The 19,974-nt window shown below is 71.1% G+C and carries 18 protein-coding genes; 13 read left to right on the top strand and 5 right to left on the bottom strand.

The window, feature by feature from the left end:
- Positions 1–307 precede the first annotated feature (307 nt).
- The 10 genes from ACFUN8_RS01240 (at position 308) to ACFUN8_RS01195 (ending at position 10,743) form a co-directional block, all read left to right on the top strand.
- Positions 308–1,726 carry a sensor histidine kinase gene (locus ACFUN8_RS01240; RefSeq protein WP_383629873.1) on the top strand — a complete coding sequence of 473 codons (1,419 nt, stop codon included), beginning with the start codon at positions 308–310 and terminating at the stop codon, positions 1,724–1,726.
- Between the two features lie 2 nt (positions 1,727–1,728).
- Positions 1,729–2,142: a roadblock/LC7 domain-containing protein gene (locus ACFUN8_RS01235; protein WP_383630069.1), complete on the top strand. Its 414-nt coding sequence runs from the start codon at positions 1,729–1,731 to the stop codon at positions 2,140–2,142.
- Complete coding sequence (locus ACFUN8_RS01230; RefSeq protein ID WP_383629871.1) at positions 2,139–2,522, top strand: DUF742 domain-containing protein; 384 nt, start codon at positions 2,139–2,141, stop codon at positions 2,520–2,522. Before ACFUN8_RS01235 ends, ACFUN8_RS01230 begins: the two co-directional genes overlap by 4 nt.
- 10 nt (positions 2,523–2,532) lie before the next feature.
- Complete coding sequence (locus tag ACFUN8_RS01225; RefSeq protein WP_383629869.1) at positions 2,533–3,114, top strand: ATP/GTP-binding protein; 582 nt, start codon at positions 2,533–2,535, stop codon at positions 3,112–3,114.
- On the top strand, positions 3,111–4,418 hold the full coding sequence (locus ACFUN8_RS01220) for a cytochrome P450 (RefSeq protein ID WP_383629867.1): 1,308 nt from the start codon (positions 3,111–3,113) through the stop codon (positions 4,416–4,418). The genes ACFUN8_RS01225 and ACFUN8_RS01220 overlap by 4 nt, the downstream gene beginning before the upstream one ends.
- Before the next feature lie 147 nt (positions 4,419–4,565).
- Positions 4,566–5,648 carry a polyprenyl synthetase family protein gene (locus tag ACFUN8_RS01215; protein ID WP_383629865.1) on the top strand — a complete coding sequence of 361 codons (1,083 nt, stop codon included), beginning with the start codon at positions 4,566–4,568 and terminating at the stop codon, positions 5,646–5,648.
- Between the two features lie 53 nt (positions 5,649–5,701).
- The gene (locus ACFUN8_RS01210; RefSeq protein ID WP_383629863.1) at positions 5,702–7,300 is read left to right on the top strand and encodes a prenyltransferase/squalene oxidase repeat-containing protein; all 1,599 of its coding nucleotides are present in this window, start codon (positions 5,702–5,704) and stop codon (positions 7,298–7,300) included.
- A gap of 9 nt (positions 7,301–7,309) precedes the next feature.
- A complete protein-coding gene (locus ACFUN8_RS01205) occupies positions 7,310–8,668 on the top strand; it encodes a cytochrome P450 (RefSeq protein WP_383629861.1) in 1,359 nt (452 codons plus the stop codon).
- The gene (locus tag ACFUN8_RS01200; protein ID WP_383629859.1) at positions 8,665–9,639 is read left to right on the top strand and encodes a terpene synthase family protein; all 975 of its coding nucleotides are present in this window, start codon (positions 8,665–8,667) and stop codon (positions 9,637–9,639) included. Before ACFUN8_RS01205 ends, ACFUN8_RS01200 begins: the two co-directional genes overlap by 4 nt.
- A 102-nt stretch (positions 9,640–9,741) precedes the next feature.
- On the top strand, positions 9,742–10,743 hold the full coding sequence (locus ACFUN8_RS01195; RefSeq protein WP_383629857.1) for an ArsR/SmtB family transcription factor: 1,002 nt from the start codon (positions 9,742–9,744) through the stop codon (positions 10,741–10,743).
- A gap of 44 nt (positions 10,744–10,787) precedes the next feature.
- On the opposite strand, the gene ACFUN8_RS01190 is transcribed toward ACFUN8_RS01195, so the two are convergent.
- Entirely contained in the window at positions 10,788–12,185 is a 1,398-nt protein-coding gene (locus ACFUN8_RS01190) for an N-acetylmuramoyl-L-alanine amidase (protein ID WP_383629855.1), read from the bottom strand.
- A gap of 344 nt (positions 12,186–12,529) precedes the next feature.
- Between ACFUN8_RS01190 and ACFUN8_RS01185 the strand changes: the two genes are divergently transcribed.
- Positions 12,530–13,363 carry a M23 family metallopeptidase gene (locus ACFUN8_RS01185; protein WP_383629853.1) on the top strand — a complete coding sequence of 278 codons (834 nt, stop codon included), beginning with the start codon at positions 12,530–12,532 and terminating at the stop codon, positions 13,361–13,363.
- 35 nt (positions 13,364–13,398) lie between these two features.
- Here the strand turns inward: ACFUN8_RS01185 and ACFUN8_RS01180 are convergent, their stop codons facing one another.
- The 4 genes from ACFUN8_RS01180 to ACFUN8_RS01165 all read right to left on the bottom strand — a co-directional run bounded on the left by ACFUN8_RS01180 (position 13,399) and on the right by ACFUN8_RS01165 (position 16,078).
- Positions 13,399–13,620 carry a hypothetical protein gene (locus ACFUN8_RS01180; protein WP_383629851.1) on the bottom strand — a complete coding sequence of 74 codons (222 nt, stop codon included), beginning with the start codon at positions 13,618–13,620 and terminating at the stop codon, positions 13,399–13,401.
- 136 nt (positions 13,621–13,756) lie between these two features.
- Positions 13,757–14,377: a GPP34 family phosphoprotein gene (locus ACFUN8_RS01175; protein WP_383629849.1), complete on the bottom strand. Its 621-nt coding sequence runs from the start codon at positions 14,375–14,377 to the stop codon at positions 13,757–13,759.
- 118 nt (positions 14,378–14,495) lie between these two features.
- Positions 14,496–14,978, bottom strand: a complete 483-nt coding sequence (locus tag ACFUN8_RS01170; protein WP_383629847.1) for a DUF456 domain-containing protein — start codon at positions 14,976–14,978, stop codon at positions 14,496–14,498.
- A gap of 86 nt (positions 14,979–15,064) precedes the next feature.
- Positions 15,065–16,078 carry a helix-turn-helix domain-containing protein gene (locus ACFUN8_RS01165; RefSeq protein ID WP_383629845.1) on the bottom strand — a complete coding sequence of 338 codons (1,014 nt, stop codon included), beginning with the start codon at positions 16,076–16,078 and terminating at the stop codon, positions 15,065–15,067.
- Positions 16,079–16,541: 463 nt separating this feature from the next.
- Here ACFUN8_RS01165 and ACFUN8_RS01160 point away from each other — a divergent pair, with 463 nt between their 5' ends.
- Positions 16,542–18,125 (top strand): protein phosphatase 2C domain-containing protein, encoded by a 1,584-nt coding sequence (locus tag ACFUN8_RS01160; RefSeq protein WP_383629843.1) that lies wholly within the window; start codon positions 16,542–16,544, stop codon positions 18,123–18,125.
- 98 nt (positions 18,126–18,223) lie between these two features.
- A complete protein-coding gene (locus ACFUN8_RS01155) occupies positions 18,224–19,972 on the top strand; it encodes a pyruvate dehydrogenase (protein WP_383629841.1) in 1,749 nt (582 codons plus the stop codon).
- The last annotated feature ends 2 nt before the right edge of the window (positions 19,973–19,974 follow it).

The raw sequence follows: 19,974 nt of genomic DNA, 5'->3' as shown, positions 1-19,974 counted from the left end.
ATGCGGCAGCACTTGATGGCGGAAGTACCTGCGCCGCCGCCCCCGTCCGCCCTGGAGTCCCGATGACGCTGAGCAAGCACGACCGGTCCGACGGTCGTGCCGGATGCCGGCAGTCGTGAGGCGCGGAAGGGACGATTCCTGTGTACCGGAAGGACGACCCCCTTCGCGTGCGGTCCCGCGCGTCGCCGCCGGTGGCCGGCGGACGGCCCGTGTCGCTCCCGGACGCACACCACCCCACGGGCGGGGAACGCCGACCGCTTCGGTGTACTCGCCCGTTCCCCCCTCGAACCCCTAGGACCCTTTTTCCGTGATCTCTCCCTCAGAACCCGCCCTCGCGCTCGGCGCCGTGACCGCGGTCACGGCCGCCGTCGCGCTGCTGCTGGCGCTCTCCCGTCGCAAACAGGCGCGACGGTGCAGAGAAATGGACGCGGCGCTGAAGAGCGCCGAGGCGCGCACGCGCGACGCCGACTTCCGCACACACGGTGCCGAATCCCGTACGCGGGACGCCGAGACCCGCACCCGGGAGGCCGAGGCCCGCGAGGAGCGGTTCCGCGCCGAGGTGAGTCATCTCGTCTCCGCCCGGCTGCCGGCCGTACCGCTCCATCTGATCAGCTCCCACCACCCCGTACCCGGGCTGCTGCACGAAGGGGTGACGGGACCCGAGGACGCGGAACTCCTCGACTCCGTCCTCACCCGGGTCTCGGAGATGGTCCTGAAGGAGCGTCGTCGCGTGGACGCCGCCGCGCGGGCGGCCCTGCGTGGCGCGAGCCAGGACTCGCAGGCGTTGTCGTACCGGCTGCAGTCGGAACTCGACTCCCTGCAGAGGGAGTTCACCGGGGCCGGGCACCTGACACACAGGATGCTCGCCGCCGACCATCTCAACGAGCAGAATCTGCGCCTCATCCAGCGGACCGCCATCGTGTGCGGTGCGTGGCCGGGACACGTCCGCAAGGACACCTATGTGGCCGAGATCGTCACGGGTGCCTCCTCCCGCCTCCGTGGGTTCGACCGCGTCAAGATCAACTCACGAATAGCCTCCAACGTCGGGATCGTCGGCCGTGCCGCCGAGCCCGTCGCCGTGGCCTGCGCCGAGCTGATGGCCAACGCCCTGGAGCACTCCCGTGACGACCTCGCGGTGGATGTCACCCTGATCCAGAGCGGCAACGGCAACGTCTGCGTCACGGTCGACGACGCCGGCAAGGGGATGACCGCGGAAGCGGCCTCCCGGGGCGCGCGGCTGCTCTCGGCCGACACCCAAGACGTCATGCTCACCGAGCTCGGCGACCCGCCGTCCCAGGGTTTCGCCGCCATCGGCCGCCTCGTCGCCGACTACGGCTTCGATGTCTCCATCGATCATCCGTCTCCCTATGGCGGGGTGCGTGCTGTGGTGACCATTCCCCCGAACCTGCTGGCCTCGATCGACGAAGAGGCCGAGCCGCCGTCCGCCATGGCCCCCCAGCCGGCCATGGCACCGAAGGCGGAGCGGCGGCCCGCCGCGGTCACCGAGGCCGCGCCGGAGGACGACGAGAAGCCGCGCACTCCCGTACCGGACAGCGCGGACGGTCTGCCACAGCGCCGCCGCCGCGGACCCGCGGCACCCACCGGAGGACTCACCGCTCCCACCTACCGTGCCCCGGACCCGGAGCGGTCCCTCAAAGCCTGGAGTGAATTCCAGGACGGCCTTGAAAGCGGCCGAACCGGTACTGATTCGGAGGAAACGCAGTGACCATGCCCCACGGCGAGAACGAGACCTGGTATCTGGCGCCCATCACCGAGATCCCGGGCGTCCACCACGCCCTGCTCATGACCCTCGACGGGATGGTCCAGGCCCGGTCCGAGAACCTGTCGGCCGACGACGCGGACGGCGTGGCCGCGATGACCTCCGCACTGCACGCCGCCTCCCGGGCCGCCGTCATCCCGGCGCTGGGTGCCCCGGCGGACACCCCCATCGAGACCGTCACGGTGAAGATAGCCGAGGGCACCTACATGGTCATGCCGGCCGGTGCCAACACGCTCATCGCGGCCGCGGGCGACGACTCGATGCACATGGGTGTGGTCGTCCACATGATGGCGCGTCAGGCGAAGAAGCTCGGTGAACAGCACATGTCTGTCTCGGCGCGCACCCATGACGGAGCGTCATGAGCCGCGGTCAGCACCAGCGGCGGCTTCTTCCGGCGTATCTGGCGACCGGAGCCGGCGGTGATGCCCCGTTACCCACCACCCTCGACACGCTGACGGCTCTGCGGGCCAGCGGCCAGCCGCTCTCCTCGTACCACACGGCGGTGCACCGGCGTGTCGTCGAGCTGGTGACGGACGGTTCCCTCACCGCCGTCGAGATAGCCGCGTATCTCGCGCTGCCGGCCAGCGTCGGTCTGATGCTCGCCGAACAACTCGTCAGTGACGGCCTGTTGAACGCCAGCGTGCCGATCCCGGACGCTCTCGCCCCCTCGCGTGCCGGACGCCCGTCGCTGCAACTCATGGAAGAGGTGCTGAGTGGACTCCAATCCCTCCGTGTCGCCTAGCCCGCGTCCCGTGTACCTCCCTGAGGGGGAGCACCAGAGGGTCAAGATCCTGGTCGCGGGTCCCCTCGGCGTCGGCAAGACGACCGCGATCAGGACGCTCTCACAGATCCCCACCCTGCACACCGACGAAGTCATGACGGACGCGGCGGCCGACGCCGACGACGTCAGCCTCGTCGGTCTTCGGGACAAGACGACCACCACGGTCGCCATCGACTTCGGCCGGCTGACCCTACCGGGTGACCGGGTTGTCCTGTATCTGTACGGAACTCCGGGGCAGCGGCGGTTCCTTCCCCTGTGGGAGGGCATCGCCTTCGGGGCGCTCGGCGCGCTCGTCCTGGTCGACACCCGGCGCCTGGACGAGTCCTTCGAGGTGATGGATCTTATCGAGGAGCGCGGTTTGCCGTACGCCGTGGCAGTCAATACCTTCCCTGACTCACCTGACTACGACCTGGAGATCGTTCGCAAGAAGCTCGACCTCGCCCCAGCCACCCCACTGGTCACTTGTGATGCCCGCGAGATGGACAGCAGTCTCAACGCGCTCATCGCACTGACCGCCCATTCCATATCCTCTGCCGGAGTCGGAGCCTCGTGAGTATCACACCACCAGCCGCCACAGCCGTGCCCCTGCACGGGCCCGAGCACGCGGCCGATCCTCAGCGCAGCTACGAACTGCTGCGCCGGCAGGGGCCGGTCGGTGTCGCCGAGATCTCGCCCGGTGTCGTCGTCCACCTGGTCACCGACTATCAGGCGGCGCTCAAACTCCTGCAGGACACCGACACCTGGTCCAAGGACACCCGCAACTGGATGCCCCAGGTCCCGGAGAGCAGCCCGATCAGACCCCTGGTGGAGTGGCGGCCCAGTCTCTTCTTCGCCGACGGTGACGAGCACGCGCACCTGCGCAAGGTGATCACCGACAGCTTCGCGCTCCTCGACCCCAACGACGTACGGGTTCTGACGTTCCGTTACGCCGACAGGCTGCTGCAGGACTTCGCGGACACCGGCACGGTCGACCTCGTCAGCCAGTACGCGCAGCAGCTGCCGTTGATGGTCTTCAACGCACTGTTCGGTATGGCGGACGAGCACGGCCCCCGGCTCGTGGGGGCACTCGCGGCCATGGTGGACACCGATCCGGAGCGGAAGGCGGCCGGCGCCCAGACGTTCGGCGCCTATCTGCAGACCCTCTATCAGACCAAGGCCGAGAAGCGCGGCCACGATCTGACGTCCTGGTTCATCGACCACCCCCACGGGCTGAACGCGGAAGAGGTGATGAACCAGATCATCATCATCTTCGGTGCGGGGAACGAGCCGACCGCCAACCTCATCGCGAACACCTGCGTGCGGATGCTGAGCGACGACCGGTACTTCGGCACGCTCACCACCGGAAGCCTGCCCGTCCAGCACGCCATCGACGAGGCGCTGTGGCACGACTCGCCGCTGGCCAACTACAGCTTCCACTTCCCCAAGGAGGATGTCACCTTCGAGGGGACCCGCATTCCCGCCGACTCCCCGGTCATGGTCTCGTACGCCGCCGCCAACACCTGCCCCCACTCGGGGGTGTCGGCCGACGGCTACCGCTCGGGGACCAAGGCGCACCTGGCGTTCGCCGCCGGACCGCACGCCTGTCCGGCCCGTGATCTCGCCCTGCTGATCGCGACGGCCGCGATCGAACGACTCGCCAGCTATCTGCCGGACATCGAACTGGCCGTGGCTCCGGACCAGTTGACCTACCGCGACGGTCCGATCCACCGGACGCTCACGTCGCTTCCCACCCGGTTCACTCCGCTGACCCCCGATGCCAAGGGCGTCACCCCCTGGAGCCGCGGTTCCGCCGGCCCGGGTACGGGCACCGGGTCGTCCTCGACGGCAGCCGACCGCGTGGCGGTGACAGCCTCCTAGCCTGCTCTTCCCCGCCGTGTCGCGGTGGCGCCCCCGGCCGATCGCCGGCCCCACCGCGACACCGGCGGAACAGCAGTGTCCTGGCCCCGTCCTCTGCCCGAACGGAACCACCACGACGGTTCTTGACCGAAAGGGGATCAACTACCGATGGCGACCACACCTCCCGCCACCAGTCCGCCTGACCTCCTGTCCGTACGGCATGGGGTGAGCGCGGCCCTGACCGGATTCCTCGATGCCAAGGACCAGGCCGCGCCCGGCACCGAACTGCTCTATCTGACCTCCACGTTGCGCGCGTTCCTCACCGGCGGGAAACGGCTGCGATCCGTGTTGTGCCTCTACGGATGGCAGGCCGCCGGAGGGGCCGGAGAGACGACCGCCGTCATACGCGCCGCCGCGAGCCTCGAACTCTTCCAGGTGTTCGCCCTCGTGCACGACGACGTGATGGACGACAGCGATGTCCGCCGGGGCCGGCCCTCCGCACACCGCGCGCTGGCCGCCGCGTACACCGACAGCGGAGGTCCCCGCCGCCGCGCCGCGGCGCACGGACTGGGCGCCGCCGTCCTCCTCGGGGACCTGGCACTCGTGTGGTCCGACGAACTCCTCCAGACGGCGGGCCTCGACCCGGAAAGACTTGCCCAGGTCATGCCCCTGGTGGCCGAGATGCGCAACGAGCTGATGTACGGCCAGCTCCTGGACCTGCAGAGCACCGGCCGGCTGACCGGCGACATCGAGACGGCGTTACACGTCATCCGGTACAAGACCGCCAAGTACACCGTCGAACGCCCGCTGCATATCGGAGCGGCGGTGGCCGGGGCCGATCCGTCCGTGCTCGACGCCTGCACGGCGTTCGGCATCCCGCTAGGAGAAGCGTTTCAGCTGCGCGACGACCTGCTCGGCGTGTTCGGCGATCCCGCCGAGACCGGCAAGTCGATACTGGACGATCTGCGCGAGGGCAAGGCCACCGTACTGATGGCGCTCGCCGTCCAGCGAGCCTCCGCCGTCCAGCGAAAGACCCTGCGCGGCCTCGTCGGCCGCAGCGACCTCGACAAGGACCAGGCCGCCGAGATCCGCACCATCCTGGACTCCACCGGCGCCCGGGGGACCGTGGAGGAAATGATCACCGCGCGTCGGGACGCGGCCCTCGCCGCACTGGACGAGGCGCCCTTCCCGGAAGCGGCCACCGCCCAACTGCGCCAGATCGCCCTGGACGCCACGGAGCGGCAGGCATGACCGCCCGCCGCCACCCCGCCACCGCCCCCGCAACCGTGAGGTCGAGCAAACCCATGAGCGACACGGTCGCGCACGCGACCTACCCCCAAGAGGCCGCCCGACTGGTGGCGAGGATCGACCAGGACCCGTGGGGCAGCGTCCGCCCCTCCCTGTACGAGACCGCCCGCGTCATCTCGGCGGCCCCCTGGCTGCCCGGGGAGCAGCGCCGCATCGCGTATCTGCTGAACGAGCAGGCACCCGACGGCACTTGGGGTGAGGGGCCGGAGCGATACCGCCTGCTGCCGACACTCAGCGGCGTGGAAGCCGCACTGGCGGTCCTGCGGCGAGGCACCATGCCCGAGGAGACGACCCGGCGGCTGGCCAAGGCGGTCGACAGAGGTCTCGCCGCGCTGCGCGCGCTGCCCACGGCCGGACCGTGGCCGGACACGGCCGCGGCCGAGATCCTCGTCCCCAGCCTGGTCACGAAGATCCACCAACAGCTCACCCACGTCCGCGACGACGGGATGTCGGTCGTCGGCGGATGGCGTCCGGGGCCCGCACCCGCGCTTCCCCGAGGCTACGACCGGGGCGCGCCCGAGTACGTGGCGAGGCGGTACACCTCGGCGGGCAGCCTCCCCGTCAAGTTGCACCACACCTTCGAGGGCGTGGCCGAGTACATACCGGGGGCGCTCATACCCGACGGACCGGACCTGCTGGGCAGTTCACCGGCCGCCACGGCGGCCCGCGCCGCGGCGCTCTCGCCGGTGCCCGCGGCAGGGACCGTCGCGGCCCTCGACGCCGTGGCACAGCGCTACTCGGGTCTCTTCCCCGAGGCGGCCCCGATCCTCGTCTTCGAACGCCTGTGGGTCGCCGCCGCACTGGCCGGCGCCGAACTGCCGGCCGCCAGCCTGCCCACCGTCCGCGGCTGGGCCGACGACCTCTACGACCCCCGGGGAGTACGCGGCGCACCCGGGCTCATGACGGACGCCGACGACACCGCCATGGCAATACTGGTGTCCTCGCTGGTCGGCCTGGAACACACCCCCGACCCGCTCGACCTCTTCCACAACGGCAGCCACTACGACTGCTACATCGGCGAGGACACCGGATCGGTCACCGCGAACGCCCACGCGCTCCAGGCGCTCGGCAGCTATGTCAGCCGCCACCCCGGAACACGGCACGTATACGGTCCCCGGACGGAGAAACTGCGCGACTGGCTCGTCGGCCAACAGCGGCCCGAAGGACCGTGGCCCGACAAATGGCACGCGTCCCCCTACTACGCCACCGCGCGCTGCGTGGCCGCGCTCGCGCGACACGGCGGGGACCACGCGTCCGCGGCCGTCGCGACCGCCGTGGCCTGGACCGTCGAAACCCAGCGTGACGACGGCTCCTGGGGGATCTGGGGCGGTACCACGGAGGAGACCGCGTACGCCGCACAGATCCTGCTGTCGACCACCGACCACCAGCCCCGGCACGCCCGCGCCCTGCACCGCGCCGAGACATACCTGAACGACCGGGCGGGCTCCGGCCACCACCCCGCCCTGTGGCACGACAAAACCCTGTACGCCCCCGGCGCCATGATCGGAGCCGAGATTCTCGCCGTACGGGAACTGCTGCGGACCCGGCACGGCCTGCACGGACGGCAGACCACACTCACAGACGCGGAAAGGTAGGACAGACACGTGACGACCGGCAGTGACGTTCCTCCGCTCGCGCCCGGGAAGCTTCCGCTCATCGGACACGCCGCACCCCTGATCAAGGACCGCCTCGCGTTCGTCCAGAGCCTGCGCGCGCACGGCCCCGCCGTCCGCGTCAAGGTCGGCCCGAAGACGCTGACGGTGATCAACTCGACCGAGCTGATCCACAAGATGCTCACCAGCCAGTCCGACGAATTCACCAAAGGGCTGCTCTTCGAGAAGCTCAAACTCTTCGGCAAGGACGCCCTGCCCGTCGCGGAAGGCAAACCGCACCTGCGCCGCCGCCGCATGATGCAGCCGGCCTTCCACCGCGAACAGATCGCCGGCTACGTCAACACGATGCGGGAGACCGTGCAGCCGTACATCGCGGCCTGGGACGGCGGAGCCCCGATCGACCTGAAGACCGAGATGCAGCTCATGACCCAGGGCGTCGTCATGTCGGCCCTGTTCTCCTCGACGCCCCGGCGTGCTCCCGCCCACCAGATCCTCAACAGCGTCGACACCGTCTTCAGGACCGCCCTCCAGCGTGCCCTGCTGCCCGTCTCCGCCCTGGAGCGACTGCCCACCCGGGGCAATCGGAAGGCCCGGGCGGCCGGCGTCGCGCTGCGCAGCGCGGTCGCCGAGATCATCGCCGAACACCGGGCGCACCCCGACGCGTACGACGACATCGTCTCGCTGCTGCTGACCGCCAGGGACGAGACCGGCGCGACACTGCCCGACGACGAGATCCTCGCGGAGGTCACCGGACTGCTCGCCGCGGGCTCCGAGACCACCGCCGTCGTCCTCGCCTGGCTCTTCCACGAACTGGGCCGAAACCCCGAGCTGGAGCGCCAACTCCACGAGGAGGTCGACTCCGTCCTCGCCGAAGGTCCGCTCACCGCCGAGCGCGTTCCCCGCCTCGTCCTCACCCGCAGACTCGTCAGCGAGACCCTGCGGCTGTACAGCCCCGCCTGGCTCGTGACCCGGCAGGCCATCTCGGACGTGAGACTCGGCGAGTTCCTGCTGCCGGCCGGCTCGGACGTGATCTGGAGCGCCTACGCCGTACACCGGGATCCCGCCCTCTACCCCGATCCGCTGCGCTTCGACCCCGACCGCTGGCTGCCGGACCGCCCCCAGCCGCCCAAGGGCGCCTTCATCCCCTTCGGTTCCGGCAAACGCATGTGCATGGGCGACGCGTTCGCCTGGACGGAGGCGACCATCATCACCGCGCTGGTCGCGTCCCGCTGGCGGCTTCGGCCGACACCCGGCACCGTACGCCCGGTCGGAGCGATCACCACGCACCCCTCGTCCCTGCGCATGGTGCCCGAACTCAGACAGCACACCCTCGCGGGGAAGGCCCGATGAACGACGCGACCCGCACGACCGCGCCCACCCTGCCGATGCCCGACCTGCGGGACTCCTTCCCCGGTCCCTTCCCGGCGAGCCCGTACGCCGACGACATCGAGCGGCACGCCACCGGATGGCTCCGGACGTTCCCGCTCGTCGGCCCGCCGCGCAAACTGGCCGCCCTGGCGAACATCACCGGCCAGGGGATGGCCCGCACCTTCCCGACGGCCGACCGGGACGGCCTGTTCCTCTGCGCCGACCTCTTCCTGTGGCTCACCGCGTTCGACGACACGCACGGCGAGGCGGAGGGGGCCCGCGACCCGGCCCGCCTGGTCCGCACGATCAGTGAGTACGTCCACGTCCTCGCCGGCCACGACGAGCCACCGGGCGGACCGAGCGCCTTCGGCGCCGCGCTGCGCGACGTCCTGGCCCGGTTCGGCGAACGGGCCACTCCCACCCAGTACCTGCGGCTCACCGCGGACCTGCGGGACAACCTCATGGGCGTCCTCTGGGAGGCGCACCACCTCGACAGGCCGGACCACGTCACCCTGTCCGACTACCGCGCGATGCGTCCGCACACCGTCTTCATACGGACCCTGACGACCACGGCCGAGGTCGCCCTCGGGTACGAACTGACCGACCCGGAAAGGTCCTCGGCGCCGGTCCGGGAACTCCAGGCGGCCGTCGCGGACTTCGCCGGCTGGATCAACGACCTCGCCTCGTACGCGAAGGAGACCGCCCACGACGGGTCGGGCTCGCTCAACCTGCTGTCACTCCTGATGCGGGAGCGCGGGTGCGACCTCGAAGAGGCGTACCGGCTCGCTTCCCGCATGTGCGAACAGCGGGCCGCCGTGGCCGCCGCCCGCATCGCCGAACTGACGGTCGGCGCGGGCCCGCTCGCCGCCCACGCGGGGGCCCTCGGGTCCATCGTGTCCTCCTACGTCTGGCACATCGACCACTCCCGCTACCGCACGCCGGACCGCGCCTAGGTCCTGTCGTCCGGAGCACACCGTGCTCGACCGCAATCACTCCGCAACCCGGCCCCGCTACAATCCGGGCCTGAACGCACAGGCTTTCCGGGGGAGTCCAACGTGCTGCGAGTCGATCTCCGTGGACGGGAGCTGAACCGGCTGCGCGTGGCGGACGGGGCCGACGCTCTGTGGGAGGCCGCGCTCAGCCTGCATCTGCTCCAGAACCAGCATGTCCCACCGGCCTTCGCGCCTTGGCGGCGCGAGGTCCGCACGGCCCTGGAGCGGGCCGGACTCGCCTCGGCGGTACGGGAGTTGATGCTGCTCTGCCCCTCGGCGGAGTACTTCCCCGACTTCCTCACCCCCGGCCGCGGCGAGCTGGACCTCGACATCGGTGTGGACCAGTTGCTGTCAACTCCCCGTCGGCGCCTGGTCGCCGAACTCGCGCGACTCTACGCGCGGAGACCCGGTCCGGTACCGGCCACCGTACGGCGGCTGGCCGACGGTGATGTGGAGGCGCTGCGCTGGCTCGGGGCGACGCTGCGGCGCTACTACTCGGTCGCCGTGGTGCCCTATCTGCCCGCCATCCGGGCCCAGGCCGCGGCCGACCGCGCCCGCCGCGCCGAGGCCGCCCTGAGCGGGGGATCGGAGGGGCTGCTGGCCAGTTACGAGGAGATGCCCGGCTGGCGCTGCGAGGAGGGGATCCTGCGCACGCCGTACCCGGTCAGCCGTGAACTCCTGTTGTCCGGGCAGACGTTGACCCTGGTGCCGGGCTTCTTCTGTGTCGGTACGCCGCTGGCCCTGGTGGACGACGAGCTGCCCCCGGTGCTGGTCCACCCGCTCTCCCCGGCACCCGGCTGGCTGGCGCGCCACCGGCAGGGTGAGGCGACGCCACCGGTGGCCCAGCTGATCGGCACCTCGCGCGCCCGGCTGCTCGAACTGCTCGACCGGCCGATGACGACGACGGGTCTGGCGGGGGCGCTGCGGATGGCTCCCTCGACGGCGAGCCGGCACGCCTCCGTACTCCGCGAGGCGGGCCTGCTCACCTCGCACCGGCACGGCAACCGGATGATGCACCACCGCACCCAGCTGGGCAAGGCCCTGTTGGACGGCCCCGCCCCCTGAGGCGGTGATGCATTACTGACGGAGTGTCAACTATCGCTGCGTACTCAACAGTTGGGCACGCCCGGCAGCCACGCGTCCGAGACATCGATGAAGATGTTCGAGATGTAGCCGCCGTAGTCCGGCAGATAGGACCAGGCGTCGTTGCTGTACCCCTGGTAGTTGACCAGCTGGCCGCGCTTCTGGCACTGGACCTTGACGGTCGTCGGTCCCGCCAGGCTGGCGACCTGCGCCGAGGTGGTCGTCGTGTCCTGACGGATGCTCACGCCGGTGCCCCACGTCGGGAACGAGGTGCCGGGGCCGGGGCCCGGGTCACCGCTGCCGCCGTTGACGAGCGACATGTAGTAGGTCCAGTTCCAGTTCGCCCCGGGGTCGGTGTGGTCGTTGCCCGGCACCTCGCTGTGGCCGACGACGCCCGTACGGGTGCGCGGGATGCCGTACTTCGCGGTGAGGTGGCGCGTCAGCGCGGCCGACGAGCGGTACATCGAGTCGGTGAACCAGGACGGGTCGGCGACGAAGCCCTCGTGCTCGATGCCGATGGAGCTGGCGTTGGCCGAGCGCGCGTGCCACGCGGTGTTGGCGTCCCGGACCATCTGGGTGACCTGGCCGTCCGAGGACCGGATCACATAGTGCGCGCTGACCTGCGACGACGGGTTCTGGAACCAGCTGATGGAGCCGGCGTACGACCCCTGGGTGACATGCACGACGACCTTGTTGATCGCCGCCGTACGTCCGGTCTGGTAGTTCGACGTGCTCGCCGGGACCCAGAGCGCCGCCGGGTAGTCGTCGCTCAGCACGCCGAGGTCCGAGGCGATGCTCGCGTACTTGCCGCGGTCCGGCGTCACCTTGCGGGCCTTGACGAGGACCTGCTCGTTCCCGGCGGCCTGCGCGCGTAGACCCTTGTTGAGCAGGTCGTACGCGGTGTCCGCGTACAGCCGCGCCGTACGGTCGTTCGTCGCGGCGCCGTACTCGGCGGCGACCGGGTACCACTCGGCGAGCGAGTCGCGGTCGGTGGCGTCCAGGCCCTGCTCGTCGGCGACGGCGCGCAGCACGGCGGCGGCGCCGCGGATGTTGGCCGCGGTGTCCTTCTTGAGGTCGGTCACGGACTCGCCGGTGAGCTTCGCGGCCCGCTCCAGCGTCTTGTGCTTCGGCTGGCTGACCAGGTGCATCACACCGTAGCCGTTCGCCTGACTCGGTCTGCCGCCGTGACCGTCGAGGTGCGTCTCGCCGTAGCCGACGGCGACGAGCAGATCACGGGGTACGTCGAACTCGGCGGCGGCCGCCGAGAACGCGGTGTTCATGGCGCCGGATCCGGCGTCCGGGGCGCCGCCGCCGCCGGGGTACGGCGCGGCGGTCGCCGGCTGGCCGGTGAGGGCCAGCGTCGCGGCGACCAGGGTGCCGAGGAGCGCGGCCTGGCCGCGCTTCCAGCCTGTCGTCAAGGTCATCGATCTTCTCTCCGCTCTGTGGTGCGCGGGTCCGGGACCTACGCGCACAAGTGGGGGCAAGGCGGGGTGAGGAGCTGTCAACCACTCCTCCGCAGAGGTGACTTGTGCAGTTGTACGGGTGTGGCGGGTGGGGGTGGGGCGAGGCACGACGCACTCTGCCGCACGGGCGGCGTCCGACGCCATGGTGGTGTGCCGACTTGTCAGGAGCAAGACATTTCATCTCCGACGAAAGGCGCTGCCCGGTCGTTGTGAGGAGGAGCGCCCCTCGCTACTTTTGCCGGGTCTCGCAGCGGTCGACGGCTCGCCGCCCGATCGCCTGCATTCCCCCACACCCGGGAGCACTCGTGACCCGTCTCAGACGCCTATCGACCACATTCGCCGGTGCGCTCCTCGTACTCGTCGGGATTCTGACGGTACCCGCCGGAGCAGCCGAAACGGCCGAAGCGGGCGCCTCCGACACGGCCGCCGCGGCCGCGGGGCCCAACTTCAAGGCCCCCTACCCGTGCGGCCAGCGGTGGACCTACAGCCACCACTCCGCCGAGGTCCGCCGCGCGCTGGACTTCGTCCGCGCGGACGGCGGCACCACCAACGGAACCCCGGCCCTCGCGTCGGCCGCCGGCACCGCGACCCGGCACAGCCAGCCGAGCGGCGCCGGCAACTACATCTCCATCGACCACGGCGGCGGCTGGCAGACGTACTACTTCCACCTCGGCTCCTTCTCGGTGGCCAGCGGACAGTTCGTCAACCAGGGTCAGCAGATCGGCACCACGGGCTCCAGCGGCAACTCCTCCGGCCCCCATCTGCACTACGAGCAGCTGCTCAACGGTGTCGGGCAGAACATCGTCATCAACGGCGGCGGCCTCCCCTACCCGGGCAGCTACAACCAGCAGTACCTCACCAGTGACAACGGCTGTGGCGGAGGCGGCGGCGGCACCCCCTTCTCCACCTGGGGCACCGGTGTCAGCGTCCGCGCGGACGCCCGGCTGAACGCCGCCGTCGTGACCCGGCTGGCCGGTCCCACCAACGTCCATGTCCTCTGCCAGAAGCAGGGCGACACCGTGAACGCCGAGGGATACAGCAACAACTGGTGGAGCAAGCTGCGCGACCAGGGCGGCTTCATCTCCAACATCTACATCGACCACCCCGCGGCGCAACTCCCCGGCGTACCGATCTGCTGACGGCACCTCGGTAGGGCACGAGCAGGACCGGCGGCTCAGGTGGGCAGACCCCACCGGGCCGCCGGAGCGTTCGGCCGGACCGGCCGGACGCGGAGGTCCGGCCGGTCACCGGCCGCGGTGATCAGCGCCGCGTCGCCCTTGCCCAGGGGGATCCGCACGGACCCGTCGGCCGTCTCCTCGCAGGGGAGCGCCGCCGGCGAGGACGTCTCGTCGGGACGGGGTCGTTGCCATTGGTGCCTCCCGGGCAGGTGATTCATCCGAGCTATCCCTGGACGGAAGGTAGGGGTGAGGCTGAGGCGCGTCAATGCAGGAGGAGAGATCCGATGTGTAGGGAGAGGTGGGGGCCTCTCCGCGAGGGCGGCCCGGTCTGTCCGGCAGGCCGTCGGGGCGGCGTCACGGACCCCGCCAGACGTTGTCGAAGGCCGCCTGCTCGATGGAACGCTTCTGCCGTTCCGCCTCCAGGTCCCTCAGCGCGTCATGGACGGCGTCCAGCACCGTCGCCACCGCCTCGTCGGCCACCTCGTCGGCCACCTCGGGGGCACCCTCGGGCGGCTCGTCGCGGATTCCGACAGCGGCACCGAGTGTGGCGAGGACCGGCTCGTCCGCCGTCCAGCGTTCGAGCGCCGAGCGGCGCGCGGGGGTATCGGCGGGCACGGTGCGGCCGGTCACGAAGGGCAGCCGGCGGAAACGGCGTTGCTGGGTGATCAGCCCCTCCGACCCGAGGGCCGTGAGGTAGACGTCCGCCAGGCCGCGGCCCCTGCGCCACAGCCAGTCCTCGATCGTCTCGAACGGCTCCTGCCGGGCGAGCGACGCCGACGCCTCGTCCAGCAGACGCTCGCCGACCGCCCGGTTGTCGCCCGGCACGACGTACTCGTCCCGCAGCCTCGCGGCCCGCGCCTCCAAGAGGTCGATCAGCTCGGCGCCGGCGAGCGCGAGCGACAGATCGCCCCGGCCCGGAGGGCGATCGGACGCCACCTCCAAGGCAATGATCAACAAGTCCCGCGGTGTGTTCATCAACGTCTCCACATGGGATGCGCGGTCGCACCACCGGCTTCCAGCGTACGGAGCGCGGGCCGCGGCGGCATCCCGCGCCGCCCAGCGGGGCACGGTCGTGCGCGACCGGCCGGCGGGTTCAGCCCCAGACCGTCGCGCCCAGCCACGCGCCCGCCACCAGCAGACAGCAGAACAGCTCGACCAGCACCGGATAGCCCGCCGACCGCATCACCGCGCGCGTCGACGCCCAGCCGTCCCGGTGGCTGCCCAGCCGTACGCGCTCCACCGCGTAGATCCCGCCGACGAAACCCACGACCGCGCCCACCACCGGCACCACGAAGAAACCCACGATCCCCGCGAGCCCGCCGGCCAGCAGCGTGCGCCGCCGCGTCCCTGTCTCGCGCGTCCGCCGGGACGGCAGCAGCGGTCTGAGAGCCTGGCTGAGCAGCAGTACGGCCGTGGAGCCGATCAGCACCGCCCAGGCCGTGCCCGAGGTGTCGCTCAGCGCCCACCAGACCACGGCGGCCCAGACGATGGCGGGGCCGGGCACCCCGGGAATCAGCACACCGATGACGCCCAGCAGCATGACCAGACCCACCAGCACGAGCTGCCACACGTCCATCTGCCAAGAGTGCAGGATCCCCGTCGAAGCGGCACGCGGGGCGGGGAGTGAGGTGGGGAGCGGGGTGGGGATGGGAATCCGGTCCCTTACTCCCGCAGGTCGCGGGCCACCCAGCCCTTCTCGTACGCGTGCCAGCCCAGTTGGAGCCGCGTCGTCACGCCCGCCAGTTCCATCAGGCCCTTCACCCGGCGCTGCACCGTCCGCAGTCCCAGATCCAGCTGTTTGGCGACACTCGCGTCCGTCATCCCCGCGAGCAGCAGCGAGAGCACCTCCAGATCGGTCTCGCCCGGCCCGTCGACCGCGTCCTCCAGCACCGCCGCCTCGTCGTCCCGGCCGTCCACGCCCGGGAACAGCCGCAGGGGCAGCGCGTCGCGCCAGACCGCCTCGAAGAGCCCCGACAGCGACTCCAACAGCCCACTCGCGTGCACCACCAGGGCCGCCGGCTCCGCGTCGCCCGCCGTCAGCGGCACCATCGCCAGCGCCCGGTCGGCGATCATCAGCTTCGTCGGCACCCGGTCCACGACCCGTACCTGCTCGTCACGGCCCAGGGCCGCCGACACCTCGTTGATCCCGTCGGGCAGCGACAGCACCTCGCGTTCGATCACCACGCGGTAGCGGACGCCCCGCGTCACCACCCGCTCCTCGGACTCGTTGTCCGTCCCCGTCACCACCACCGGCCTGCCGGTCACCAGCGCGCGGATCTCCTCCGTCGCCCCGAGCTGAAGTTGGTGGAAACGGTGCGCCACCGCGCTCGCACCCGTCACCACCTCGACCAGATCGTGCACGGCGGGACCCGCCGACTCGGCGCGGTACTCCTCGGCCAGCAGTACGGCGGCCAGCTCCGCCCGCTCCAGCTCGTGGCGCTGCTGGGTGAGCAGCGCGCCCAGCGCCACCGCCGGCGGCGCGGCCACCCAGCGCCCGGTCCTGGCCGACGACTGCGCGGCCAGGCCCTGTTGCTCCAGCCGGCGCAGCGCGCGTTCGGTGTCCTGCTCGGGTATCGCGAGCCGATGCGCGAGATCGGCGGCCTCGGCGGCGCCGAGCGCCACCAGCGCGCGATACGCGGACTCCTGTCTCTCGTCGAGACCTATTGCTCCCAGCACCCCTGCACCCCTCCCCGGACACACGTATCAAAACCGGCGAACCGTGGCGGATACCGGCCACGGCGTAAACCCGCCGCCCACATCATCCCCGTACCACGCGTCACTCTGCCAATGTGGCGACATTGCCGGATCAACAGGCCGCAGGGATATGCCTCGGTGTCATTGGTGTGAGCCCGGCTCCTTATGCCGGATAAGCTGACTACCCGGACGTTCCCGTCGAACCCCGACGAGTCGCTACGATTCGAATCGGCGTACGGTCGTCGTACGGCCGGTCTCCGGCCCGGAATCTTGGTCGGCGCACCTGGTGCGCTCCGGCCAGCCGAACGTCCGCCGGGCGTCCTTCCCGTGGGGGGTGGGGCCGCCCGGCGGACTCTGGCCACGCGGCGGTGACGTCATCCCGCCATGCCTCTTATTTTTCGGGCTGTCCCGTTTTCTGACGCCCCGTGCGGTCGACAATAGGAGCATGAGCCAGCAGGGGGACCGGCCCGCCACCACCGACGACTGGTGGGGCCGGCTGTACGACGAGTCCGCACCCGACACCGGTCCGGCCGAGACGCCGGACGACACGATCGACGACCGTTTCGACTCGGCGGCGGACACTCTCGGCGGGAACGACGTGCCGTCGCCGAGGCAGTACGGGCACGTGATCGACGTGGACGACGAAGACGACGCGGGTGAGGACGACGAGGACGTGGGGGCCGCCGACGGTGGGCCCCTCTCGCGACCGCTGGCCTGGTGGGAGGCGCGCGGCGCGCACCCGGTGATCCAGGCGCCGGGCCCGGCGCCGGAGCCCTCACCCGCACCCGGGCCCGCGTTCGTATCGCCCCCGCCCCCTCCGCCGCCCACGATGGCCGACACCCCCCTCACACCCCGGCCACGGGCGCCGTGGGAGCCGCCGCCCGCCGCGTTCGACCCCACCGACGCCGCGGCGCTGCCGGACGCCGTCGCCGATCCGGCGCCCCGGGACCCGCGCACCACCGACCACAAGCCGACGCCCCCGGCCCCGCCTCCGACCAGCCCCACACCCGCGCCCGCTGCCGCCGTCCGTCTCGGTCACGTCGGTGACAGCCCGCCCACCTACGACGCGGAGCCCACCGCCCTGCCCGCCGCCGACGCCGACGGACTCGACCAGCTCGTCGCCGACACCGCCCTCGACGGCGCCCAGTACGGCACGTACACCCTCCGCGCCGCCTCCATGCGCGGCGACTCGGCGCGCTACCGGGGCGAGCCCCGCAGGGACGCCCTGCTCACCGCCCGCTTCGGTGCGGGACCGGGCGCCCTCGTCCTGGTGGCCGTGGCCACCGGCGCCCGCGCCACCGAGGGCGCCCACCTGTCCGCCGCCGACGCCTGCCGCTGGATCGGCGGCGCCGTCGGCCGCAGCCACAGCAGGCTGGCCGAGGACATAAGAGCCGGCCGCCGGGGCGACCTGAAGTCCGGTCTGCACCGGCTCACCGACCGTACGTACGGCAAGCTGCGCGCCCGCGCGGCCGAGTTGGGCCGCGACCCGGAGGACTACACCGCGAGCCTGCGCTGTCTGCTGCTCTCCGCCGACCCCGACTGCCGGACCCGCGTCTTCTTCGGCGTCGGCGGCGGGGGCCTGTTCCGGCTGAGGGACGGCGCCTGGCAGGACCTGGAGCCGCTGGTCCCCGAGCCCTCCGACATCCGGGGCGAACCGGTCCTCGGCTTCGGCTCCCCGCCCGCCGGGGCTCTCGCCGAGGCCGCCGCCGAACAGACCGCCGAGGGCGACCGCCTCACGATGGATCTGGAGATCACCAAACCGCCGGGGCCGGTCGTGGAGGATCCCGTACCGCCTCCGCCCGAGCCGTTCCGCTTCCGCGCCTCGGTCGCCCGGCCGGGGGACACGCTCCTGCTGACCAGCGTCGGGCTGGCCGAGCCGCTCCGCGGCGTACCGGCCCTGGGCGACGAACTGGCCGCGCGCTGGGCCTCCGGCGAGCCGCCGGGGCTCGCCACGTATCTGGCGGACGTCGGACTGCGGGCGAAGGGGTACGCCGACGACCGGACGGCCGTCGGGGTCTGGGAGGCGTAACAGCGCGGGGCATGGGTTGATGGACAGCGGGTACCGGACGGGACCCCGGGCCGAGGGTGGCCCGCACGGATCCCCGGACAGCAGAAGGGCGCGCTTCCATGGCCAAGCAGAACGTGGCGGAGCAGTTCGTCGACATCCTCGCCCGCGCGGGTGTCCAGCGGCTGTACGGGGTCGTCGGCGACAGCCTCAACCCCGTCGTGGACGCCATCCGGCGCAACGCGGCCATCGACTGGGTCCAGGTCAGGCACGAGGAGGCGGCGGCCTTCGCGGCGGGCGCCGAGGCGCAGGTCACCGGCAAGCTCGCCGCCTGCGCCGGGTCCTGCGGCCCCGGCAATCTGCATCTGATCAACGGTCTGTACGACGCGCACCGCTCCATGGCCCCGGTCCTCGCGCTCGCCTCGCACATCCCGACGGCCGAGATCGGCCTCGGCTACTTCCAGGAGACGCACCCGGAGCGGCTGTTCGAGGAGTGCAGCCACTACAACGAGATGATCTCCAGCCCGCAGCAGATGCCCCGGCTCGTCCAGACGGCCATCCAGCACGCGGTCGGCCGGGGCGGCGTCAGCGTGGTGACGCTGCCCGGTGACATCGCCTCCCAGCCGGCTCCCACCAGGGCGATCGAGCACGCCCTGGTGACCTCCAGGCCGACGGTGCGGCCCGGCGACCTGGAGATCGACAAGCTGGTCTCGATGATCGACGAGGCGGACCGGGTCACGCTCTTCTGCGGCAGCGGCACGGCCGGGGCGCACGCCGAGGTCATGGAGTTCGCCGAGCGGATCAAGTCCCCGATCGGCCACGCCCTGCGCGGCAAGGAGTGGATCCAGTACGACAACAAGTTCGACGTCGGCATGAGCGGACTGCTCGGTTACGGCGCCGCGTACGAGGCCACCCACGAGTGCGATCTGCTCATCCTGCTCGGCACCGACTTCCCGTACAACGCCTTCCTCCCCGACGGCACCGACGTCAAGATCGTCCAGGTCGACGTCCGGCCCGAACGGCTCGGCCGCCGCTCGCAGTTGGACCTCGCGGTCTGGGGCGACGTACGCGAGACGCTGCGCTGTCTGACGCCGCGCGTACGGATGAAGAACGACCGCCGCTTCCTGGACAAGATGCTCAAGAAGCACGCCGACGCGCTCGAAGGCGTCGTCAAGGCGTACACCCGCAAGGTCGACAAGCACGTCCCGATCCACCCCGAGTACGTCGCGTCCGTGCTGGACGAAGTGGCCGACGACGACGCGGTCTTCACCGTCGACACCGGCATGTGCAACGTCTGGGCCGCCCGCTATCTGTCCCCCAACGGCCGCCGCCGTGTGATCGGTTCGTTCAGCCACGGCTCGATGGCCAACGCCATGCCGCAGGCGATCGGCGCGCAGTTCGTCGACCGCGGGCGCCAGGTCGTCTCCATGTCGGGCGACGGCGGATTCAGCATGCTGATGGGCGACTTCCTCACCCTCGTCCAGTACGAACTGCCGGTGAAGATCGTCCTGTTCAACAACTCCTCCCTCGGCATGGTCGAGTTGGAGATGATGGTGGCCGGTCTGCCGGCGTACGGCACGACGAACCACAACCCCGACTTCGCCGCCATCGCCCGCGCCGCCGGGGCGTTCGGCGTCCGGGTCGAGAAGCCCAAACAGCTCGCGGGAGCGCTCAAGGACGCCTTCAAGCACCAGGGTCCCGCGCTGGTCGACGTGGTCACCGACCCGAACGCCCTGTCCATGCCGCCGAAGATCAGCGCCGACATGGTCCAGGGCTTCGCGCTCTCCGCCGGGAAGATCGTGCTGGACGGTGGGGTGGGCCGCATGGTCCAGATGGCACGCTCCAACCTGCGTAACGTGCCGCGACCCTGACC

The sequence above is a fragment of the Streptomyces sp. NPDC057307 genome (assembly GCF_042667665.1).
Taxonomy (GTDB): Bacteria; Actinomycetota; Actinomycetes; order Streptomycetales; family Streptomycetaceae; genus Streptomyces.
The sequence above is the reverse complement of the archived record's forward strand: the minus strand, read 5'-3'. Positions and strand labels throughout refer to the sequence as shown.